Here is a 20,022-nt window from a genome sequence, read left to right on the forward strand (position 1 = left end):
GTCAGGCATGCCCCGAAGGTGTTGAGGTGCGGTGGAACTACCGATCTATGCACCCACGCGACGTGAGTCGGCCTCGTCGGCCACCTTCGCTGCGATCTCGGCGCGCAGTCGCTTCTTGTCGATCTTGTTCACGTTCGTGTGTGGCAAGGTCGTCACCCACTCGAGCCGTTCGGGCCACTTGAATTTGGCGACCCCGAGCTGCGCCAAGTGCTCCTGAATGTCGTGTAGCGGCAAAGCTTCTCCGTCAATCGACACCAGATATGCGCAGGTCTTCTCTCCCAGCCTGGGGTCGGGCATGGCGACCACCGCCGCGTGTGCGATATCGGGATGCTCGAGCAGAAGCAGTTCGACTTCTTCGGCGTTGATCTTCTCACCACCCCGGTTGATGAGATCCTTGATCCGACCCTCGATCGACAGATAACGTGCACCGTCGATCACCGTGATCGCGCCGAGGTCCCCGGTGCGGTAGAAACCGTCGGAGGTGAAGGCGTCCCGGTTGTGGTCCGGGGCGTCGAAATAACCGGGGAGCGTGTAGGGGCCTCGGCAGCACAGTTCTCCGACCGCCCCGTCGCCGAGTTCGTTCTCGGTGCCGGGTTCGAGGATGCGTATCTCGTCGTCGGACGAGATAGCCGTACCCACTGTTGTCAGTCGGGCTTCTGCGGGGGCGTCGAGTGGGGTCACCGTGAACAAGCCCTCGGCCATGCCGAACAACTGCCCGGCCCAGCGTCCGGTTCCGTCGTCGACGCGCTCGAACAGCTCGTGCGGAACCTTGGCGCCGGAGAGGATGACGCGTTCGAGCCAGGCTCCAGCCTGGTCGAAGTCCGGACTCAGCACGGCCTGGTAGTGGCCGTGCCCGATGAGGACCTCGGTTGCTTTCGTCCGCGCCATGAGCTGGAAGGCGGTCGGAGCATCAGCGGTGGCCAGGACCAGGCAGGCGCCGACCGAGTGCGCGGCGTGGAGCCCGCACGAGATGCCGGCGTTGTGGATGATCGGGATCAGATGTGCGACCCGGCTGTTCTCGTCCCATCCGAGTCGCTGTGCATACAGCAGCGCGTTGTTCCAGTATTCGGCGTGGATGCGTGGGATGACCTTGGGAACTCCGGTGGTGCCACCGGAGAGCTGGAACGCAACCACGTCGCAGGCGTCGGTGTGTGTTGCGACCTGCTCGACGATGCCGTGCGCTGTGTGGGGATCGATCTCGAGACCGAGATCTTCGAGGCGAGTCACGTCGTCCCGGTCGCTGGTCTCCGCATCGCCGACGGTGATGATGTGCCGCATGGTGGGATGGCCGTCGGCGTGTTCGCGGGCGAACTCGACGAGATCGAAGGTGGGCAGATTCGCCTCGACGAGGTGCGCGACGGCGCCGACCTTGCGACTGATGTGTCCGATCTCGTGCATGCGGTGCGCGGCCAGCGTCGCCACCGGGACCAGCCCGGCCTTGATGCAGCCGTACCACGCGAGGACTGTCTCCAGACGGTTGGTGAGCTGGAAGATGACGGGATCGAGTCGCTGGAGGCCGAGCCGGATCAGCCCGGCCGCGATCTGGTCCGTGCGACGATCGAGTTCTGCGAAGCTCATCTGCCCTTCGGCGGTGATCACGGCCGGTCGGTCCGGGAACCGGGTGGCGACCTGGTGTAGCCGCCGCCCGGTGGGATCGGTGCTCCACTCACCGCTGTCGCGGTAGCGGCGGGCGCGATCCTCGGGGAACGGAACGAGGCGCCCACCCCAGTCCGAGAATGTCACCTTTGTCCTCCTCTTCTGGTACTGATCGCAATTGTCCGGCACATCACCGCTCCGCCACCGCGGGCAGAAGCCGCGCCAGGTCGAGGGCGTGGTCGGGGTGATCAGCCGGCACGATGCCCGAGTAGATGGCGGTCCAGCAGCCGGGGCAGCACAGCTGCCGGAAAACCACCGGGGTGTCGACATACTCGGCGGGGTCGGAGGTCACCTGTGGGCCGGCGGTCGACGACGGGCCCTCGAACCGGGCGAGATCGAGCGTGGTGTTGTTCTTGTCGTCGCCGAGGAGACGTCCACACTGGGCGCAGGCGATCGCGCGGGTGTCTCCGACCGTGACCTCCGCCAGGTTGTCGTCGAGCCTGCGAGCTCCGGCCAGGTCGAGCACGGGCGCATCGGACCGAGTGGTCCCGGAGCGGTCTCGGCGCTCAGAGCGCATCTCGTCCCGCCGATCCGAAGTCCGGATATCATCGGCGTCTCCGTCGGAGAGGATGACGCCGTAGACGGTCTCGGCACCGTGTTCGGTGACCTTGCCTTCGCGGAAGTCGGCTGCCACGGCGGCCGGGTCGCGCAGCAGCGGATCGCCGTAGCCGCCGCCGCCCTGCCAGTGCATGTACAGAACCTCACCGGGTGCCACGTAGCTCTCCGCGTAGCAGGCGCCCAACTCGCGGCCACCGCCGAGATCGTCCAGCGCGTCGGGGATACGGCCGGCTGCGAACTGTTCGACGATGTCGGTGCCGCGGGCGAGGACCTCGACGCCGGTGTTGCCCGGGTATCCGCCCGCGAGACCGTTGTTCTGGGCGACGGCCTTGCCCGCCGACGCCAGCACCAGGCCCATCGGCAGGCTGGTGCCGTATGGGGTGATGGCGATGGAGGCACTGACACCGCCGCGCTGGCGTCCGGGTCCGCCGGAGTCGGGTTCCTCGCGGCGCCACAGGGTGAGCAGAGGGTAGAGGAATTCGGTCATCTCGGTGTCCGGGATGCGGCCCATCGGGATGCAGAAGAGGCCACCGGTGTCCATGCCATCGGCGGTGGGGCGTGCCCCGTAGCCGCCGGCCATCGGCTCCATCATGATGTTGAGGAACGGCACCGACTGTTCGGGTCGCTCGTCGAGTCCGGCGATCACCGCGGTATCCCACGTGCCGCAGCACGCGGCCTGCACGCTCTTGCCGAGATCGACCGACCGGTCGAGCATCTGCGACAGGCATTCGGCGATCAGGGTGCCAGTGAGCCACGCCGGTCCGATCGGGCCACGGCTCACCGCCGCCGGGAACGTCGCGTTGTTGATGGTGCCCTCCTCGGCGACCAGATCGAAGCAGCGCATCAATCCGCCTGCGGACCAGGGGATGTCGCCGGCGAGGATCGGCAGGATCGCGAGCATCACACCGCCTCGCATGCCGGCGTACGTGCAGTTGATGACGCCGGTCTGCGGGTCGGTGCCGGTGAAGTCGAAGGTGAGGTGATCGGCGGTCTTGGTCATGGCCACGGTGATCTTGTGGATTCCGCGGTCGCCGACTTGCGACTGGTCCTGGTAGCCGGTGGCCTTCCAGGTGCCGTCCGGCAGTGATGCGAGCTTGCCGCGCAGGCGCCCTTCGGCGTCGGCCATCATCCGCTTCATCACGGCCTTGACGGTGTCGGCACCGTACTGCTCGATCACCGCGAGCAGTCGGTTGCGGCCCACGGTGTTGGCGCCGATCTTCGCGCGCAGATCGAGTCCGACGAGCATCGGCACTCGCGAGCGCCGCACCCAGGCGTCGGCGACGTCACGCTGGAGTTCGTAGTCGCGGACGACCTTGATCGGTGGGGTGGGCAGGGACTCGGAGAACACGTCCTGGGCGGAGGGGTCGAACGAGCCGAGCCCGGATCCGCCCAGGTCGGGTTCGTGACAGATGGCGCTGGTCCACCCGAACAGCTTGCCCTCGTGGAAGATTGGCTGGTAGACCATCACGTCGCTCTGGTGCAGTCCACCGCCGACCCAGGGGTCGTTGCACAGGAACATGTCGCCCTCGGTGATACCCGGGTTGGTCGAGCGGTGCTGGAGGGTCCAGTAGATGGCGAGGTCGACGGCACCGACGAGCATGGTGTTGTACAGGCCGACCTGCACTTCCTGGCCGATTTCGTCACTGATGGCGAAGTCGAAGTCGTTGGCGTCGGTGACGATGGGGGAACCGGACATCCGCTTGAGTGCCTCACCCATCTCGTCGGTGACCGACCACAGCCGGTGCCGGATGACCTCGTAGGTCAACGGGTCGAGGTCGTCGATCTGCTCTTGGGTGACGGTATGGACTTCCAGTGCCGGGGGAAGTGATCGCGAGAGGGCGTCGGGGTCGATCGGTCGGCTCGAGAAGACTTCGGAGCCGGGAATCTGTGCGGTCATGAGTGGTGCTCCTACTGGGCGACGATGGTGAGATTGCCGAGGCGGTCGACGGTGCCGGTGGTGCCGTGGGGGACGACGACGGTGGTCGTGGGGACCTCGACGATGGCCGGGCCGGGCAGGACGTGTCCGGCGAGTAGCTTGCTGTAGTCGTAGACGTCGGTGTCGACGTAGCCGAGCTTGCCGTCGAGGCAGACCTTGCGGGTGCTGATCCTCGCGGCGGAGGCATCAGCGGAGTCCGCGGACTTCAGTTCCGGCAGGGTGGGGGAGAACGGCAGGATGCCGGTGGCGCGCACCCGGTAGGTGATCGCTTGGATGCCGGCCTCCCGGAATCCGCTGTCCTCTCCATAGAGTTCGGCGTACCGCTGCTCGAACAGATCCGACGCCCGCGCGATCTCGTCTGCGTCGAGGTTTCCGGCCGGAATCGGGGTGGCGACCTCGGCGAGCTGCATGCTGTAGCGCATGTCGATCTCACGCTCGATCTCGACGCGCGTGAAGGTCAAACCCTGCCGGTTCAGTTGTTCGAGCACCTGGTTCTCCAACTGGGTGAAGTTTCGATCGGCGCGGGTGGGATCGAGGGGCATGGCCGCCGGGTCGGACAATTCGGCGGCGAGGACGATGTTGGACGAGGCGAGACCGTATGCCGAGAACGCGGAGGCGACCTGGCCGAGCGGGACGATGACCTCACGGACGCCGACCTCGGCGGCGTAGGCCGCGCAGTGGGCGGGGCCGGACCCGCCGAAGGCGTAGAGGACGAAGTCACGCGGGTCATGTCCGGCCTCGACGACGGTCTTGCGCAACAGGTCGCCGGTCTGGGCGTTCTGGACTGCGTAGATGGCTGCGGCAGCGTCCTCGATCGACAGTCCGAGGGGTTCGGCGATTCGGGCGCGGATCGCCTCCCGCGCGAGGTTCTTGTCGAGCGGCTTGCGGCCGCCGAGCAGGCCCCGTTCGGGCAGGATCCCGAGCACCAGGTTGGCGTCGGCGTTGGTGGGTTCGGTGCCGCCCTGGCCGTAGCAGGCGGGCCCGGGGACGGCCTGGGCGCTGTGGGGGCCGATTTGCAGGTTGCCGCCGGCGTCGATCCAGGCGATGGCGCCGCCCCCGGATCCGATGGCGTGTACCTCGAGGGTGGGCACGTTGATCGGATGGTGGTTGATGATCGTGCTGGAGGAGCGGACGGGATCGCCGTCGACGACGAGGCCGACGAGGAAGGTGGTGCCGCCGACGTCGGTCGCGATGATATTGCGATGGCCGAGTTGCCCGCCGAGGGATACCGCCCCGACCACGCCACCGGTCAGCACCGATCCGACGGTGCTGATCGCGTTCTTCGGTGCCTCCGCGGCGGCGACCGCTCCGCCGTTGCTTTGCATCACCAGCAGCGGTCCGGCGAGGTTTCGCTCGCGCAGCTTCGATTCCAGTTCGCCGAGGTAGTCCCGGAGCCCGGGGCCGATCTGGGTGCTCATGATGGTGGTCGCGTTGCGGGCGAACTCGCGGATCCGGGGGCTCACCTCGCTCGACAGGGAGACGAACATCGTCGGGTCGATCTCGTGGACGAGTTCGCGAATGCGCTGTTCGTGCGCGGGATTGCGGAACGACCACAACAGTGAGACCGCGATCCCCGACACTCCCTCGGCGAGGAGCACACGGATGGACTCTCGGGCAGACTCCTCGTCGAGGGCGACGACGACATTGCCGTCACGGTCGAGTCGTTCGGTCACCTCCAGGGCGTGCTTCTTCGGGATGAGACCGTGAGATTTGCTCTGCCCCATGACATTTTGCAGCTGCTCCGGTGAGCTTCCCAGATACCGGCCCTCCACGTTCATGATGTAGATCGAGTCGCGGTGCCCCTTTGTGGTGAGGAAGCCGACTGGGGGCACGTTGCCCATGACGAGGGCATTGAGTGACGAGGTGGTGCCGTGCGCGATGTGGTGCGTGTCGGCCAGCATCTCCTCGACCGGGCATCCCAGTTGTTCGGCGAGTGCCTCGAGAACATCGATGACGCCGAGGGAGTAGTCGGGCGGGGTCGAGGGAGCCTTGGCGGCGAGAACAGTGCCGGCACTGTCGTCCAATACCGCGTCTGTGAACGTGCCACCGACGTCCACTCCGATTACATATGCCATTGCCGCTGTGCTCCTTCGTCCTGGGGGAATGCGACGGGGGGTGAGGTCATCCTCGAACACTCCTTACGTCAATGTCGAGTATTCGACGTGTCTGGTGACATGTCAAGTGTCGAATGTGAGTAGCGACACGAAAGTGAGTGGACTGAGACCAGTCGGTTCAGGTGTGCGGTGGGGCGATCTTCGAGCGGAGTGCAGACCGGTTGCGGGTGTCCTGTGCCGTCGACGAAGACGGTGACGTCCAACCGGAGAACCGGACCTCGTCGCGGAACGTGCGCGGACCAGGGGCCGCCGCCCACCCATCCCATGCGAATGCCCGCTCATGTGGTCATCGGATCATCCTTCCTCGCGCGCGTTCATGCTGGCGGCCGACGGTGTGTGCACGTTGTTCTGGCATCGAGATCGCGTCCGCCGTCCGGCGGGGCTTGACGAATCATCATTGGCGTCGAATACTCGTCAGGAACGTAAATCTACGTCAGCCGGGGTGGTGTTCTCGCAACCACCGCCCGGGCATTCCAGATCAGAAGGGCTACCTCATGGGCATTCACCGCATCGGGCTCGTCGTGCCGAGTTCGAATGTGACGGTCGAGACGGAAATGCCGACACTGCTCAACCGGCATGCGGACGAACAGTTCTCGTTCCACTCGAGCCGAATGCGGATGCAGGCCGTGTCGCCGGAACAGTTGCGAGCGATGAACGCTCAACGGGAGCGGTGCATCCTCGAACTCGGTGACGCGGGCGTCGACGCCATCCTCTATGCGTGCCTGGTCGCCCTGATGTCAGTGGGTCCCGGGGAGCACCAGCGCGTGGAAGGCCTGGTCGCCGAGCAACTGGCGGCCGGCGGTTCCGACGCGGTAGTCCGCTCCAGCGCGGGCGCCCTCGTCGAAGCACTCCACGCGATCGACGCGAAGCGAATCGTCCTGGTCACCCCCTACATGCGTCCCCTCGCCGAGCAGGTCGTCGCCTACATCGAGGCCGAAGGAATTCAGGTATCGGATTGGCGCGCCCTCGAGGTCGCCGACAACGCCGAGGTCGGCTGCATCCCCGGTGACCGGGTCATGGACGCCGCTCGATCACTCGACCGCACCGGAGCCGACGCGCTGGTGATCTCCGCGTGCGTCCAGATGCCCTCGCTCGACCTCGTCCAGGCCGCCGAAGACGAGTTCGAACTGCCGGTGCTCTCGGCCGCCACCGCCGGCGTCTACAGCCTGCTGCGAGCCCTCGGCCTTCCGGTCGACATCCCGGGAGCCGGTGGTCTCCTGCGTGCCGATGCTCCGGCCGCTGCCCTTCAGTAGCCCTGAATCCATTGGAGTTCAACATGTCCGAACAGAAACACACGGTCAAAGGCGTCGACCACGTCGCCTACCCCACATTCGACCCCGCCGCGACCGTCAAGTTCTACCGCGACGTTCTCGGGTTCCCCGTCGTGCACTCGATCTGCGCGGCCGGCTGGGGCCCGGAAAAGCACCCCGACTTCATCCACTTCTTCTTCGACATCGGCAACGACGACCGGCTCGCCTTCTTCTACTACTTCGGCCTCGAACCGTTCGACGGAGGCCCGCAGGGCGACTCGTACTCTCGCTTCACCGAGGACGTACCCATCTTCTTCATCCGCTCCCGCCACCTGGCCATCCACGTCGACAGTGAAGACGACCTGATGGAATACCGGCGGCGCCTCGATGGCAGCGAATGGCCCGTCGAGATGCAGATCCAGCACGAGACGATCGAGTCGATCTACACCCACGACCCCAACGGCTACATGATCGAAATCACCCGGGCGCTGCGCCCGGTCACCCCACAGGAGGACCTCGACGCCAACATCACCATCGACGCCCTCGTCGACGTCGTGTCCGGCCCCGAACCGAGCATGGCCGCACTACTCACCCGCAAGGCAGAGCTGATCGTCGAGCGCGCCGAGGCCTGGCAGCAGAAGCAGGACGAGAAAGAAATGGTGAGCAACCGATGACCACGCTGTTCGTCCTCGATGTCCCCGAGAACACTCCGATCGCCGCAGTCGCGGGACAAGACCCGGCCGTGATGATCGATCGCGTCGGACCGTACTACCGAATCGTCTCCGACGCCCCCATCGTGATCGACCGACGGGCGACCAAAGCCCGCCACGCGGTGTGGTACAGCAGCGTCGCCGGACTGCACCGGTCCCGAATCACCCAGTGGGACAAGGACGCCATGCGAATCGAGCCGCGATGACCGAACAAACTCAGCGGCTCGGCGCGGGACGGTACATCGACGCCGCCCGAGCCCCCGACACAACCGTCACTTCGGTGCACGAACTCACCACCGCGGACGGAGCGAAGATCTCCGGGGTCCTGCGCGTGGTCCCCGGAGCCCGCACCGTCGTCGCACTGATGCACCCGCGCCAGGACCTGGCCCACCACGTGCTGGTGCCCGAGTTGCTCGCGCGGGGGTACGCGGTGTGGACGCAGGGCACCCGATCGGTCAACAACGACATTTCCCTGGTGCACGAGCAGGCCCTGCTCGATGCTGGGGCCGGGCAGGTGTTCCTGCGGGAGAGGGGTTTCGAGCACGTCGTCACCCTGGGGCATTCCGGAGGAGGAACGCTGTTCGCGTTCTACCACCAGCAGGCCGGACTACCGGCGGGGGAGCGGCTGACCCGCACCCCCGCCGGCCGGCCCATCGACCTGGCGGGCGCGCAGATGCCGCTGCCCGATGCAGCAGTGTTCATGGCGCCGCACCCAGGGCAGGGTGCGCTGTTGCAGCGGTTGATCGACCCCTCGGTCGTCGACGAGGCCGACCCCCTGTCCGTTGATCCGCGGTTGAACCCGTTCGATCCCGCCAACGGATTCGCCGAACCGCCGCACAGCTCCTCGTACTCGCCCGAGTTCATCACCCGCTACCGGGCGGCGCAGCGTGAGCGCATTGCCCGCATCGACGCACTCGCCCGGCGACGCGTCGACGAAGCCGCCGACGCGCGTCGCCGCTACAAGAGCACTTCCGACCCGGCGGATCACCGCGCCGCGCTCGCACCCCGCGTCCTCACCGTGTACCGCACCGACGCGGATTTGCGGTTCACCGACCTGTCCCTGAGCCCGAACGAGCGGCCCTACGGGTCACTGTTCGGCCGAAGGCCGGACCTGACCAACTACGGACTCGTCGGCTTCGGACGCTTCGTCACCCCGGACGCCTGGCTGTCCACCTGGTCGGGACTGAGCAGCAACGCCGACTTCCTCCGCTGCGCCCCTGCTCTCACCGCGCCGTCCCTGTTCGTCGAACTCACTGGCGACCAGGCCTGTTTCCCTGAGGACGCCACATCCATGGTCGATGCCCTCGGATCGGCGGACAAGACCCACGTCCGCGTCGCCGGCACCCACTTCGGCGGCCCGATCCGCGATGGCGACCCCACCGGCGCCAGCCTGGCCGCCGCCGACATCGGTACCTGGTTGGCGGCCCGGTTCGCCTAGACATTCCCCAGCCCCCCGGTGGCCCCGCCTGGCCCACATTCAGCGGCGCAGGCGGGGCCACTCCCTCTCCGAGCGGAGACAACAAATGTCTGTTCGTATCCCTCCCTCAGCGCCCGTCGTCGGGCTCTGCCTCATGGCACTGGTCCTCGAGGGCTATGACCTTCTGATGTTCGGAACTGTGGTTCCGTCACTGCTGAGTTACGCCCCCTGGAATCTGGACGCAACCGACGTGGGAATGCTCGGCTCACTCGTCGGCGTCGGCATGCTGGTCGGCGCTCTGCTCGCCGCAGCCGTCGCCGACCGATGGGGCCGCCGCCGCACACTCCTTGCCGCCGTCCTTGTGTTCTCCGCCGCGATGGGCGTGTGTGCGATCGCGCCCACCCCCGCGGTCTTCGGAATCGGGCGGGTTGTCGTGGGTCTCGGTGCCGGCGTCCTCATGCCCACCGCGGCAGCGACGTTGATCGAGTTCGCCGCCCCGGGCGCCCGGGCCAGGTCGGTGGCGCTCGGGTTCGTCGGCACCAGCATCGGCGGGATACTTGCCGGGGTGCTCTCGCTGTGGCTCGTGCCCGAGTACGGGTTCCGGGCTATGTTCCTGGCCGGTATGGTGCCTGCACTCATGTTCCTGCCCGTGATGCTCCGGTACCTCCCGGAATCACCGGCCTATCTCGCCTCCCGGGGCCGGCACGACGCTGCCACAGCGATCGCTCACCGATATCACCTCGGCCTCCCCGCCGACCTCAACTCCATCTCCGGGCCGGACCCCGCTGCCACACCCGAACGCGGGCTGCGCGCACTCTTCGGCACCGAGCGCACCCTCGCGACATTGCTGTTCTGGGCGATGACCCTGGTCTGCCTTCTCGTGTTGTTCGGCGTCGCGACCTGGCTTCCCGCGCTCATGAAATCTGCCGGCTACCCGCTGGGAGCGGCCCTGTCCTTCCTGCTCGCCTTGAACGTCGGCGGTGCGGCAGGAGCACTCATCGGTGCCACGCTCGCCGACCGGTACGGCATCAAACCCGTCACAGTCGCCTTCTTCCTCAGCGCCGCACTGTCGCTGCTGGCCATAGCGACCGCCCCACCACTTGCGGTGATCTACCTGCTGGTGATGCTGGCCGGGCTCGGCACCACGGGCACCCAAATCCTGCTCAACACCTACATCGGTACCTATTACCCCGCATCCTGCCGGGCCACCGGACTCGGAATGGCACTGGGAGTCGGGCGGATCGGTGCCATGATCGGCCCCACGTACGGCGGACTCTTCGTTGCACTCGGCGCCGATACCACCTGGCAGCTGTTCGCCTTCGCGCTGCCAGCCGTCGTCGGAGCCGTCGTGACCCTCCTGGTACCGCGCCGCGCCACGGGCGATACGACCACCACCCTCACCCCTGCGGCCGAGCCCGCCGACCGGAAGGCTGTGTCATGACCATCGATTTCGCCGGACAGGTCGCCATCGTCACCGGGGCCGGCGGTGGACTCGGCCGCGCTCACGCCCTCGCCCTCGCGGCCCACGGCGCCCATGTCGTCGTCAACGACATCGGCGGATCCCCCGAGGTCAGCTCCGCCGATGACACTCCGGACACCCCCGCGGGCCGTGTCGTCGCCGAGATCACCGCCCGCGGCGGCTCGGCGATCGCCGACCACGCCGACGTCACCGACTACACGCAGGTCACTGCGATGATCGACCGCGCTCTCTCCGCCTGGGGACGAATCGACATCCTGATCAACAATGCCGGGATCCTGCGCGATGCCAGTTTCCGCAACGCTGGTCTCGACGACTTCCGCACGGTCCTGGACGTCCATGTGATGGGCGCCGTGAACTGCAGCAAGGCCGTGTGGCAACACATGATCACTCAGAACTACGGCCGAATCCTGATGACTACCTCCGCCTCCGGAATCTACGGCAATTTCGGGCAGGCCAACTACGCTGCAGCAAAATCCGCGCTGGTCGGGCTGATGAACGTGCTCGGCATCGAGGGCCGATCCAAGGGCATCCACGTCAATGCTCTGGCACCGCTCGCGACGACCCACATGACCGAATCGATCTTCGACGCCACGGCCGCCGAAATCTTGACCCCGGAGTCGATCACACCCGGCGCACTGTTCCTGGTGTCCACGGACGCGCCGACCAAGACGATCCTCGGCGCAGGCGGTGGAACATTCGCGGTCAGCCGCATGCTCGAATCCCAAGGCGTCTTCCTCCCCGCCGATGCCAGAACCCCCGACGATGTTGCCCGCCACTGGCCGCAGATCAGCGACTCGAGCGTGCAGTCGGGCACCGACAGCACCACCGCCCAGATTCAGCACTTCGTCGACTCCGCCACCCGAGCCGGCACAGTTGCCCGTTGACCCTGCGAGCCCGGCGTCACCAACTGTCACACCAACCATCACCGTGTGACTTCGTCCAGAAATGAGCACCACATGAGGGAAGCCGTCCTCGTCTCGACCGCACGCACGCCGATCGGCAAGGCGTATCGAGGCTCCTACAACAACTCCCAGCCCCAGCAGCTCGCCGCACACGCGATCGCCCACGCCGCGCAAAGAGCCGGAATCAACGGCGAGGAGATCGAGGACGTCGTCCTCGGTTGCGCCATGCAGGAGGGCTCGTCCGGAACCAACATCGCCCGCCAGGCCGCGTTGCGCGCCGGGCTCCCCACTTCTGTGCCGGGCATGACCATCGATCGGCAATGCTCCTCCGGGCTGATGGCCATCGCCACTGCCGCCAAGCAGATCGTCGGCGACGGCATGCAGATCGCGATCGGCGGCGGCGTCGAGTCGATCTCCCTGGTCCAGAACGAACACCAGAACCGATACCGCGCCACCGACCCCTGGCTGGTCGAGAACCTCCCGAGCACCTATCTGCCGATGCTGCACACGGCCGAAATCGTGGCCGAACGGTACAAGGTCAGCAGAGACCGTCAGGACGAGTTCGCGCTGCTGTCCCAGCAGCGAACCGCCGCAGCGCAGGCCGCGGGCCGCTTCGACGCCGAAATCGTTCCCCTCGACAGCCTCGAGACCACCGAGGATGGGAACGTACCCGTCCAGCTGGGCAGGGACGAAGGGAACCGTCCCTCCACCACTGCGGCCGGGCTCGCCGCACTGCGCCCGGTCCTTCTCGACGGTGAGGTGACGAACAGGTCGAGCGTGACGGCCGGCAACGCCTCCCAGCTCTCGGATGGTGCCTCGGCATCGGTTCTGATGGAGGCGAAGGAGGCCGAACGCCGCGGTCTCGAACCGCTCGGCGTGTACCGCGGCATGACCGTGGCCGGCTGCGGACCGGACGAGATGGGAATCGGACCGATCTTCGCGATCCCGAAACTACTCGAGCAGCACAACCTCGCTGTCGACGACATCGGTCTGTGGGAACTCAACGAAGCATTCGCCTCCCAAGCCGTCTACTGCCGCGATCATCTCGGCATCGACCCCGACCGATTCAATGTCAACGGCGGCGCAATCTCGATCGGTCATCCGTACGGGATGACCGGCGCCCGCCTGGTCGGCCACGCCCTCATCGAAGGTAAACGCCGAGGCGCTCGGTATGTCGTGATCTCGATGTGCGTCGGGGGCGGGATGGGCGCAGCCGGACTCTTCGAAGTCAACTGAAACCCGCCATCCGGCAGGGCTTTTGCCCTACGTGCGGGAAATGAGGCCGACGCCGAGTTCGAATGTCACGCCCGGCGGATCTTGCTCCTGCACCGTCACCCCGAAGCCGGGGTGACGGTGCAGGAGCCTTCTGGCAGCTAGGGCCTGTCAGGTCCACGGGAGGTCGACATAGTGGACGTCGGGCCCGGGGGTGGTCAGCGTGATTTCGGGAACTGCGCACCGCGGCGAGGTGCGCAGAAGAAATCGCACCGCTTCGGCCACGTCCGAGGGCGGCAGCATGGCACTGGGGTCCTTTTCCATCCACGAGGATCCGGGTGTCTCGACCAGTCCCGGGCAGATGGCGGTGACCTGGATGCCGAGACGGCTGAGTTCGCCGTGCGCCGACTGGCTCAGGGCGATCATCGCCGCTTTGGTCATCGAATAGGCGGCCACTCCTGCCCGCGGCAGCTTGCCGAAGATCGAGCTCACGTTGACGATCAACGCCTTACCGTGTTCGGCTCCCGCCACTTGCAGTGTCGGAATGCAGCTCTGCATCAGCAGGTAAGCGGACCGAAGGTTCAGATTCAAATGGAGGTCAAGCTTCGGCGTCGCCAAGTCGGCAATATTTCCGCTCAGGCCCAGGCCGGCATTGTTGATCAGGACATCGGTGCGGCCGTACTGCTGGACGTGCGAGGCCACGGCGGCCTCACAGTCGGCGCTATGGGCCAGATTTCCGGACACCGGCAGGACCTCGACGCCACGCCCGCGCAGGTGGGTCGCAGCCTCGGTGAGCTTGCTCTGGTCTCGCGCGACGATTGTCAGGTTGTAGCCCTCGTCTGCGAGCGCTTCGGCGATCGCCAGCCCGATTCCTGCGGATCCGCCAGTGACGATTGCGGCTCGTTGATTCCCGTTCATCGCATCCTGCTTTCTGCTCGTGTTCGTTGTGGCATGTGGTTGTTCGGGTGGCGTTCTGGTATCGCCCAGATGCCGAAATGCGACCTCGCGATAGTTGTGCGCGGCCGGTGCGGCTCCGCCGGCGAGATTGCACTGGCTGTGTGGGCACCGCGCGTCCGGGCGATGGATCCGAAAGGACGCGATTCCCGGGTGTGGCCCTTGACACAATCGTTTACGTCCTTGTTCAATATCTTACATCAATGTAGATGTACCGACCAAGGATGGCAGGGGCGATGACTCGCACAGAATTCGTAATCAGGGATGTAAGGGTCTTTGACGGAGAGAAGGTTGTCGAGCGCTCGACGGTCCACGTCAGGAGCGGGTTGATCGAGGCGGTCACTGCAGAGTTCGACTCGACTGACGAGATCGAGGTCGTCGACGGGCGGGGCAAGACTCTGCTTCCCGGACTGATCGACAGTCACACTCATGCGCAGCCGCCATCATTGAAAGACTCCCTATTGTTCGGCGTGACAACGGAACTCGACATGTTCTCCTGCCCGGAATGGATGGACGGGCAGCGGCGTGACGCCGCGGAACGCAACGACCTCGCCGATGTGCGGTCCGCATCCATCGGCGCCACCGTGTTGGGTGGGCATCCGTCAATGATGATCGGAACTTACTTCGCTGAGCAGTATCCGGTGGTGAAATCCCTCGATGATGCCTCCGCGTTTGTCGCCGCACGTGTGGCGGAGGGCGCGGACTACATCAAACTTCTCATCGATGACGGTACTGCGCTCGGGCACGATGTCCCCACCCTCGGTGAGGACGTGGCGCGGGCCATCGCAAACGCGGCACATGACCACGGGAAGATGGCGGTTGCGCACGTCACTTCACTGGCCGGTGCGGAGCAGGCTCTTCGCGCCGGTGTCGATGGACTCGTGCACATGTTCTTCGATCGCCCGCCCACAGACGAGATCATTGCGAAGGCGCTCGATGCTGGAGTCTTCATCACGCCGACACTCAGCACGGTTGGTTCCCTCGCGAGTGACATCGATGGGACTCACCTCGCCAACGACGACAGAGCCCGTCCACTCATCCCGGCTTCGTGGCGGGAGAATCTGTGCCAATGCTGGCAGCTGGGCTCCCCGGGATCCATAGGCCATGCGATTGAAGCAACACGACGGATGCACGAAGCCGGAGTGGACATCTTGGCAGGCACTGATGCGGCAGGCATTGGTGTGGTCGGCACGGCGCACGGAGTGAGCATGCACGGCGAGCTCGAGCTTCTCGTCCGAGCAGGTCTGTCGCCAGTGCAGGCGCTGCGCGCGGCGACGTCATTGCCCGCCCGACGGTTCGGTCTCAGTGACCGAGGCCGAATCGCACCGGGTCTTCAGGCTGACCTACTTCTGGTCGAGGGTGATCCCACGGAGGAGATCACAGCTACTCTCTCGATCGCGGGTATTTGGCGGCGCGGAGACAAACTCTCCCGCGTCCCGCGAGACTCGGATAGGTCCTCGAAGATCGGCCAGCCGGCGGTCTGATCGCCTACGAATCGGTGTGCACGAGTGGGCGCCGCTCATTGCTATGGTAGGTAAACTCTCTCTGCGGGAGAGGGCTTCTCGAACTTCCCCACTCGCGTTCGCTCCTCGCGTTCTATCACCGGCAGCGCGCACGCGCGACGGGGGAGTGAGACACCATACGCTCGCCGCCGTGGATAAATGAGGACGGTCGTAGTCGAAAAGCTCGCCGGATACTCGCGCCGATACGGAGAGTCCGGTGCGCCGTCTCTCGATGTGCGTCGGCGGAGGGATGGGCGCAACCGGGCTCTTCGAGGTCGCTGTGTGTATGGCGTAGCGATTCGCGCCCGAGGCCGAGTGCCGTGGCTATCGCCAACAGGAAGGCCGGATGCGCCAGCTTCACGGGCCTCTTGGCCTGTCGGCAACCGCTGCAAACTATCCGCGGAATCGATGGCGGGGCTGCGCGCAAACGGGTAGACCTCCTCGGCCGGGCACGCCGAAATCCCTTAGAAGATAAGGTCACCGCAATCACAGCGCTATGCACAACCATTAACATCACTCCAAGGGGACTCTTGCCTGCTGCCTGCTGCCTGCTGCCTGCTGGCAGGGCCGCCGAGCCGGCGTTTGCCTTGTCGCCGCCGCAGAGCCACCCGGGACGATACGGGCACGGTATTACCAGGTGGCTCAGCGGTTGGCGATTGCCCTGTGCAGGTCTGGCCATCGCTCCGTGTACCGCGTCGCGCCCGACATGATCCGCTGGGCACCAGCCGCAGTGCGGTGTCAGGCCCTGGCGCAGTGAGACGTTCAAGTTCTCTACCGATCCGGAGCTGGTCGCGAAGGTCACGGGGCTGTGCACATCGCGTCACCGTCGTCAGGTGTGCGCCCACAGGAGGAGGTCCTCGGCCCGCCGGCAACCCACGTACGCGACGAGGCGAACGGGTCCGGTTCGCGGCGTTCACACACTCCAGGAGTGCGTTCGTCGTTCAGATAAACGTCTCTGATGAGATCGGCCGGGTACCCTCTGGGCCCGTCCCTGTCCTTCCTCCTGACCCGGAACCTCGGAGGCGCCGTCGGTGCCCTCGGCGGTGCCGTACTCGCTGACCGATACGGGATCAAACTGGCAGTCGTCTACTTGTTGGTGTTGCTCGCCGGAGTCGGCACGACCGGCACCCAGATCCTTCTCAGTACGTTCATCGGCGGTCACTACCCTGCGTGGAGCCGTGCCACAGGACTAGGTGTGGGCCGGATCGGGGCGATCGTCGGCCCCACCTACGGTGGCGTTCCCGTCGCGATCGGGACCGGAACCAACTGGAAACTGGCGGCTTTCGCGGCGCCGGCCGCCGTCGGTGCCATCCTGACCGTGCTCGTTCCGCAACGCACACCGATCCACCGATCCGCTCAGACCCGGCGTCCTTCCGCGGCCGCGGATGTCGATCGGAAAGCTGGTTCAGACTATCGGACCGGTCAGGAGTGGCGCAGATCACAGTTGGATATAGGATGTTCTGCGACATGACGAAGCTGCTCATCGCGATGACCGGGGCGCGAACGATGGGCACCTCCGGCAACCTGTTCCGCGCGAACAGTAAGGGGTCGCACAATGGCACGCCTGCAGTCGCTCAACGTCGGTATGCCGAAAGACGTGCCCTGGCAAGGCCGGACCGTCCACACGGGCATCTTCAAGTACCCCGTCGACGGTCCACGCATGGCCCGCACGCTCGACATCGACGGCGACGGTCAAGGCGACCTCGAGGGCCACGGCGGCGAAATTCGTGCCGTGCTCGTCTACCAGTGTCAGTCCTACGACTTCTGGCGGCGGCATCTCGATCGCGACGATCTCGAATATGGCCAATTCGGTGAGAACTTCACCGTTGACGGCCTACCCGACGACGAGGTGCACATCGGTGACCGTTATCGCATCGGCGACGCCGCGTTCGAGGTCACTCAGCCCCGCGTCACCTGTTATCGGGTCGGAATGCGCCTGGGTGAACCCGAGATGCCGGCGCTGCTCGTCGCCCACCATCGGCCCGGGTTCTACTTCCGGGTCATCACCGAAGGGCAGGTGCAGGCCGGCGACGAGATCGTCCGCACCCGGATCGGCCGGCACCGCATGAGCGTCGCCGCCGTCGACGCGCTGCTGTACCTACCCGACCGGGACATCGGCCAACTCCGCAAAGCAGTGGACATCCCCGCGCTCAGCCCCGGCTGGCAGCGATCGTTTCGTGATCTGCTCGACGCCGCAGAGCACCCGGCGCGCGCCGGCGAGCCGCCCGCCGGCGCCGAATCGAACGCCTGGGCCGGCTTCCGGCCGCTGCGCGTCTCACGGATCGTCGCCGAAAGCACAACCGTTGCTTCGATCTACCTGGCACCACACGACGATGCCCCGTTGACCCGGCCGAAACCCGGCCAGTACCTCACCCTCCGCGTCGCAGGCGCCGCCGACCCTCCACCGGTGCGCAACTATTCACTGTCCGCCACCCCGTCGGACAACGAGTACCGCATCAGCGTCAAACGCGAGACCCATGGCCTCGTCAGCACCTATCTCCACACGCGGTTGCGTGTCGGCGACACCGTCGACGTCGCCTCTCCGCGTGGCGATTTCGTCCTTCCCGAAGACCGCGACGACACCACGCCCGTGCTTCTGCTCTCGGCCGGCGTCGGGGTGACCCCCGTTCTGGCGATGCTGCATGCACTCGCCGCAGCCCACAGCAAGCGCGACATCTGGTGGCTGCACACCGCTCATTCGGCCGTCGAACACGCTTTCGCGGCCGAAGCGCACAAGTTGTTGGCCGGCCTCGACCGGGGGCATGAACACGTTTACTACACAGCCCCTGGCCCGGCAGCGGTCGTGGATCCGCCGGCCGTCTCCGGCCGCCTCGGCCGCGAAGCCCTCGGCGTCCTGGCCCTGCCTACCAACGCGACCGCCTACCTGTGCGGTCCCATCCCGTTCATGGCCGCCGTCCGCGAAGCACTCACGCGTGTTGGGGTGGGCTCCGACCGTATCCACACCGAGTTGTTCGGAGCACTCCCGGCCATCAACCCAGGACTGACCGACGCCGCCCACGCTCCGCCGCACCAGCCCCCTGGCCCCGCCGGCATGGGGCCGCGGATCACCTTCACCCGCAGCGGACTCACCGCGCCATGGAGCGACGGGTACAGCACCGTCCTCGATTTCGCCGAAGCCTGCGACGTTCCGACCCGCTGGTCGTGTCGCACCGGCGTGTGCCACACCTGCCAGACCCCGATCCACTCCGGGACCGTTCGATACCGACCGGACCCCCTGGAGCCACCGACGCCGGGCACGGCTCTCCTGTGCTGCTCGCAACCCGAAACCGACCTCGTTCTCGATCTCTGAAGAGCCACGGGGGCCCACCTGGCTACTCGCCCGCAGTCGTCAACTCGCGGATGGACACCCCTTCCGTGGATATGGACGCAGCATCAATCAGAGCTTGCCCCGGTCGACGCCTCGCAAGGTGGGGAAGTGCCGCACGCAAGCGCTCGGCGTGTTCGGCGTTCGCCACGTGCCAGTCCAGACGAATCATTTCGATGGCGGCGCCGTCATCGGTTCCCATGACGCGGCCGACGTTCACGCTCGCTGACACTGTGAGCGTGGCAGACTCGGCCAACGCGACCTCGCCGAGCAGCCGAAGCACTACCAGCGAGGCAGCGGCAAGACCGGCGAGCATGTGCTCGACCGGATTTGCGCCGGAATCGTGCCCGCCGTATCGCGGCGCTTCGTCGATCGTCAACTCGTGCCTGCGCGCGGTGACAGTCGTGCCATGACTCCCGAGCAGTGCGTGTACGACCAGGTGCTCACGTCGCGAAGTAGTCACCGGACCGCCTCGTAGAAGTCGGCGGCGGCGTGCCCACTCGTGTTCAGCGCGCCCGCCAGCCATTCGAGCGCATCCGCACCAACGGCGTGGACGTCGGGGCAATGAACTGTTCGTCACCGAGGTGGCGATGGCGGACGAGATCGCCGCAGCGGGCGATCTCGTGAAGGGCAAGCTGGGCAGCGTCCCCGTCGCCGTGATCCGAGGACTCCGGCCGAAGGACGACGGATCGAGAGCGCAGGACGTCATCCGGCCCGGGGCGGAGGACCTGTTCTGGCTCGGCACCGCCGAATCGGTCGAGCTGGGGCGGGCGGAGGCGTTGCTGCTGCGCCGCTCGGTCCGCCAGTTCTCGACCGACCCGGTCGACCCGGATGCGGTGCGGGCGTCGATCGCGGACGCCCTGACCGCGCCCGCACCGAACCACACCCGCCCGGTCCGGTTCGTGTGGGTCCGCACCCGCACCGTCCGAGACGCCCTGCTGACCCGGATGCGGGAGCAATGGCGCACCGACCTGACATCCGACGGGATGAGCGCGGACGCGGTGGC

Annotated in this window: 15 protein-coding genes and 1 pseudogene; 11 read left to right on the forward strand and 5 right to left on the reverse strand. The window is 66.3% G+C overall.

Annotated elements, in window-relative coordinates; translation table 11 throughout:
* Positions 1 to 45: 45 nt before the first annotated feature.
* From G9373_RS35175 to G9373_RS35185, 3 genes are read right to left on the reverse strand one after another with little or no spacing between them, the layout of a single operon-like run.
* Positions 46 to 1,743, reverse strand: a complete 1,698-nt coding sequence (locus tag G9373_RS35175) for an AMP-binding protein (RefSeq protein ID WP_133984016.1) — start codon at positions 1,741 to 1,743, stop codon at positions 46 to 48.
* 43 nt (positions 1,744 to 1,786) lie between these two features.
* A complete protein-coding gene (locus tag G9373_RS35180) occupies positions 1,787 to 4,111 on the reverse strand; it encodes a hydantoinase B/oxoprolinase family protein (protein WP_005569016.1) in 2,325 nt (774 codons plus the stop codon).
* Positions 4,112 to 4,122: 11 nt separating this feature from the next.
* Positions 4,123 to 6,225 carry a hydantoinase/oxoprolinase family protein gene (locus G9373_RS35185; protein WP_120661066.1) on the reverse strand — a complete coding sequence of 701 codons (2,103 nt, stop codon included), beginning with the start codon at positions 6,223 to 6,225 and terminating at the stop codon, positions 4,123 to 4,125.
* A 533-nt stretch (positions 6,226 to 6,758) separates the two neighbouring features.
* Here G9373_RS35185 and G9373_RS35190 point away from each other — a divergent pair.
* From G9373_RS35190 to G9373_RS35220, 7 genes are all read left to right on the forward strand, one after another.
* The gene (locus G9373_RS35190) at positions 6,759 to 7,517 is read left to right on the forward strand and encodes a hypothetical protein (protein ID WP_005261905.1); all 759 of its coding nucleotides are present in this window, start codon (positions 6,759 to 6,761) and stop codon (positions 7,515 to 7,517) included.
* Between the two features lie 23 nt (positions 7,518 to 7,540).
* Positions 7,541 to 8,188 carry a VOC family protein gene (locus G9373_RS35195; RefSeq protein WP_005261903.1) on the forward strand — a complete coding sequence of 216 codons (648 nt, stop codon included), beginning with the start codon at positions 7,541 to 7,543 and terminating at the stop codon, positions 8,186 to 8,188.
* Positions 8,185 to 8,430, forward strand: a complete 246-nt coding sequence (locus tag G9373_RS35200; RefSeq protein ID WP_005261901.1) for a hypothetical protein — start codon at positions 8,185 to 8,187, stop codon at positions 8,428 to 8,430. Before G9373_RS35195 ends, G9373_RS35200 begins: the two co-directional genes overlap by 4 nt.
* The gene (locus G9373_RS35205; protein WP_120661067.1) at positions 8,427 to 9,662 is read left to right on the forward strand and encodes an alpha/beta hydrolase; all 1,236 of its coding nucleotides are present in this window, start codon (positions 8,427 to 8,429) and stop codon (positions 9,660 to 9,662) included. Before G9373_RS35200 ends, G9373_RS35205 begins: the two co-directional genes overlap by 4 nt.
* Positions 9,663 to 9,747: 85 nt before the next feature.
* Positions 9,748 to 11,082, forward strand: coding sequence for an MFS transporter (locus G9373_RS35210; RefSeq protein WP_240960913.1), 1,335 nt, complete (start codon positions 9,748 to 9,750; stop codon positions 11,080 to 11,082).
* Positions 11,079 to 12,005 (forward strand): SDR family NAD(P)-dependent oxidoreductase, encoded by a 927-nt coding sequence (locus tag G9373_RS35215; RefSeq protein WP_167119571.1) that lies wholly within the window; start codon positions 11,079 to 11,081, stop codon positions 12,003 to 12,005. The genes G9373_RS35210 and G9373_RS35215 overlap by 4 nt, the downstream gene beginning before the upstream one ends.
* A 72-nt stretch (positions 12,006 to 12,077) precedes the next feature.
* On the forward strand, positions 12,078 to 13,259 hold the full coding sequence (locus G9373_RS35220) for an acetyl-CoA C-acyltransferase (RefSeq protein ID WP_167119573.1): 1,182 nt from the start codon (positions 12,078 to 12,080) through the stop codon (positions 13,257 to 13,259).
* A gap of 147 nt (positions 13,260 to 13,406) precedes the next feature.
* Here G9373_RS35220 and G9373_RS35225 read toward each other — a convergent pair whose 3' ends face one another.
* The gene (locus G9373_RS35225) at positions 13,407 to 14,153 is read right to left on the reverse strand and encodes an SDR family oxidoreductase (RefSeq protein WP_005563307.1); all 747 of its coding nucleotides are present in this window, start codon (positions 14,151 to 14,153) and stop codon (positions 13,407 to 13,409) included.
* 272 nt (positions 14,154 to 14,425) lie between these two features.
* Here G9373_RS35225 and G9373_RS35230 point away from each other — a divergent pair, with 272 nt between their 5' ends.
* The 3 genes from G9373_RS35230 to G9373_RS35240 all read left to right on the forward strand — a co-directional run bounded on the left by G9373_RS35230 (position 14,426) and on the right by G9373_RS35240 (position 19,001).
* Complete coding sequence (locus G9373_RS35230) at positions 14,426 to 15,673, forward strand: amidohydrolase family protein (RefSeq protein ID WP_120661071.1); 1,248 nt, start codon at positions 14,426 to 14,428, stop codon at positions 15,671 to 15,673.
* Positions 15,674 to 16,649: 976 nt separating this feature from the next.
* Positions 16,650 to 17,162, forward strand: coding sequence for a hypothetical protein (locus G9373_RS35235; RefSeq protein WP_240960914.1), 513 nt, complete (start codon positions 16,650 to 16,652; stop codon positions 17,160 to 17,162).
* Positions 17,163 to 17,246: 84 nt separating this feature from the next.
* Positions 17,247 to 19,001 (forward strand): MOSC and FAD-binding oxidoreductase domain-containing protein, encoded by a 1,755-nt coding sequence (locus G9373_RS35240; RefSeq protein ID WP_054246946.1) that lies wholly within the window; start codon positions 17,247 to 17,249, stop codon positions 18,999 to 19,001.
* 22 nt (positions 19,002 to 19,023) lie between these two features.
* Here the strand turns inward: G9373_RS35240 and G9373_RS35245 are convergent, their stop codons facing one another.
* Positions 19,024 to 19,395 carry an OsmC family protein gene (locus G9373_RS35245; protein WP_240482879.1) on the reverse strand — a complete coding sequence of 124 codons (372 nt, stop codon included), beginning with the start codon at positions 19,393 to 19,395 and terminating at the stop codon, positions 19,024 to 19,026.
* A gap of 178 nt (positions 19,396 to 19,573) precedes the next feature.
* Between G9373_RS35245 and G9373_RS35250 the strand changes: the two are divergent.
* Positions 19,574 to 20,022, forward strand: a pseudogene (locus tag G9373_RS35250) (nitroreductase family protein); the annotation flags it as partial.

This window comes from Rhodococcus sp. A14, from assembly GCF_011603105.1.
Taxonomy (GTDB): Bacteria; Actinomycetota; Actinomycetes; order Mycobacteriales; family Mycobacteriaceae; genus Rhodococcus_F; species Rhodococcus_F opacus.

Coding starts and splice junctions, on each gene's coding strand:
- G9373_RS35180 (WP_005569016.1), bottom strand. CDS start 4,111: ATGACCGCACAGATTCCCGGCTCCGAAGTCTTCTCGAGCCGACCGATC.
- G9373_RS35185 (WP_120661066.1), bottom strand. CDS start 6,225: ATGGCATATGTAATCGGAGTGGACGTCGGTGGCACGTTCACAGACGCG.
- G9373_RS35190 (WP_005261905.1), top strand. CDS start 6,759: ATGGGCATTCACCGCATCGGGCTCGTCGTGCCGAGTTCGAATGTGACG.
- G9373_RS35195 (WP_005261903.1), top strand. CDS start 7,541: ATGTCCGAACAGAAACACACGGTCAAAGGCGTCGACCACGTCGCCTAC.
- G9373_RS35200 (WP_005261901.1), top strand. CDS start 8,185: ATGACCACGCTGTTCGTCCTCGATGTCCCCGAGAACACTCCGATCGCC.
- G9373_RS35205 (WP_120661067.1), top strand. CDS start 8,427: ATGACCGAACAAACTCAGCGGCTCGGCGCGGGACGGTACATCGACGCC.
- G9373_RS35210 (WP_240960913.1), top strand. CDS start 9,748: ATGTCTGTTCGTATCCCTCCCTCAGCGCCCGTCGTCGGGCTCTGCCTC.
- G9373_RS35215 (WP_167119571.1), top strand. CDS start 11,079: ATGACCATCGATTTCGCCGGACAGGTCGCCATCGTCACCGGGGCCGGC.
- G9373_RS35220 (WP_167119573.1), top strand. CDS start 12,078: ATGAGGGAAGCCGTCCTCGTCTCGACCGCACGCACGCCGATCGGCAAG.
- G9373_RS35225 (WP_005563307.1), bottom strand. CDS start 14,153: ATGAACGGGAATCAACGAGCCGCAATCGTCACTGGCGGATCCGCAGGA.
- G9373_RS35230 (WP_120661071.1), top strand. CDS start 14,426: ATGACTCGCACAGAATTCGTAATCAGGGATGTAAGGGTCTTTGACGGA.
- G9373_RS35235 (WP_240960914.1), top strand. CDS start 16,650: ATGAGATCGGCCGGGTACCCTCTGGGCCCGTCCCTGTCCTTCCTCCTG.
- G9373_RS35240 (WP_054246946.1), top strand. CDS start 17,247: ATGGCACGCCTGCAGTCGCTCAACGTCGGTATGCCGAAAGACGTGCCC.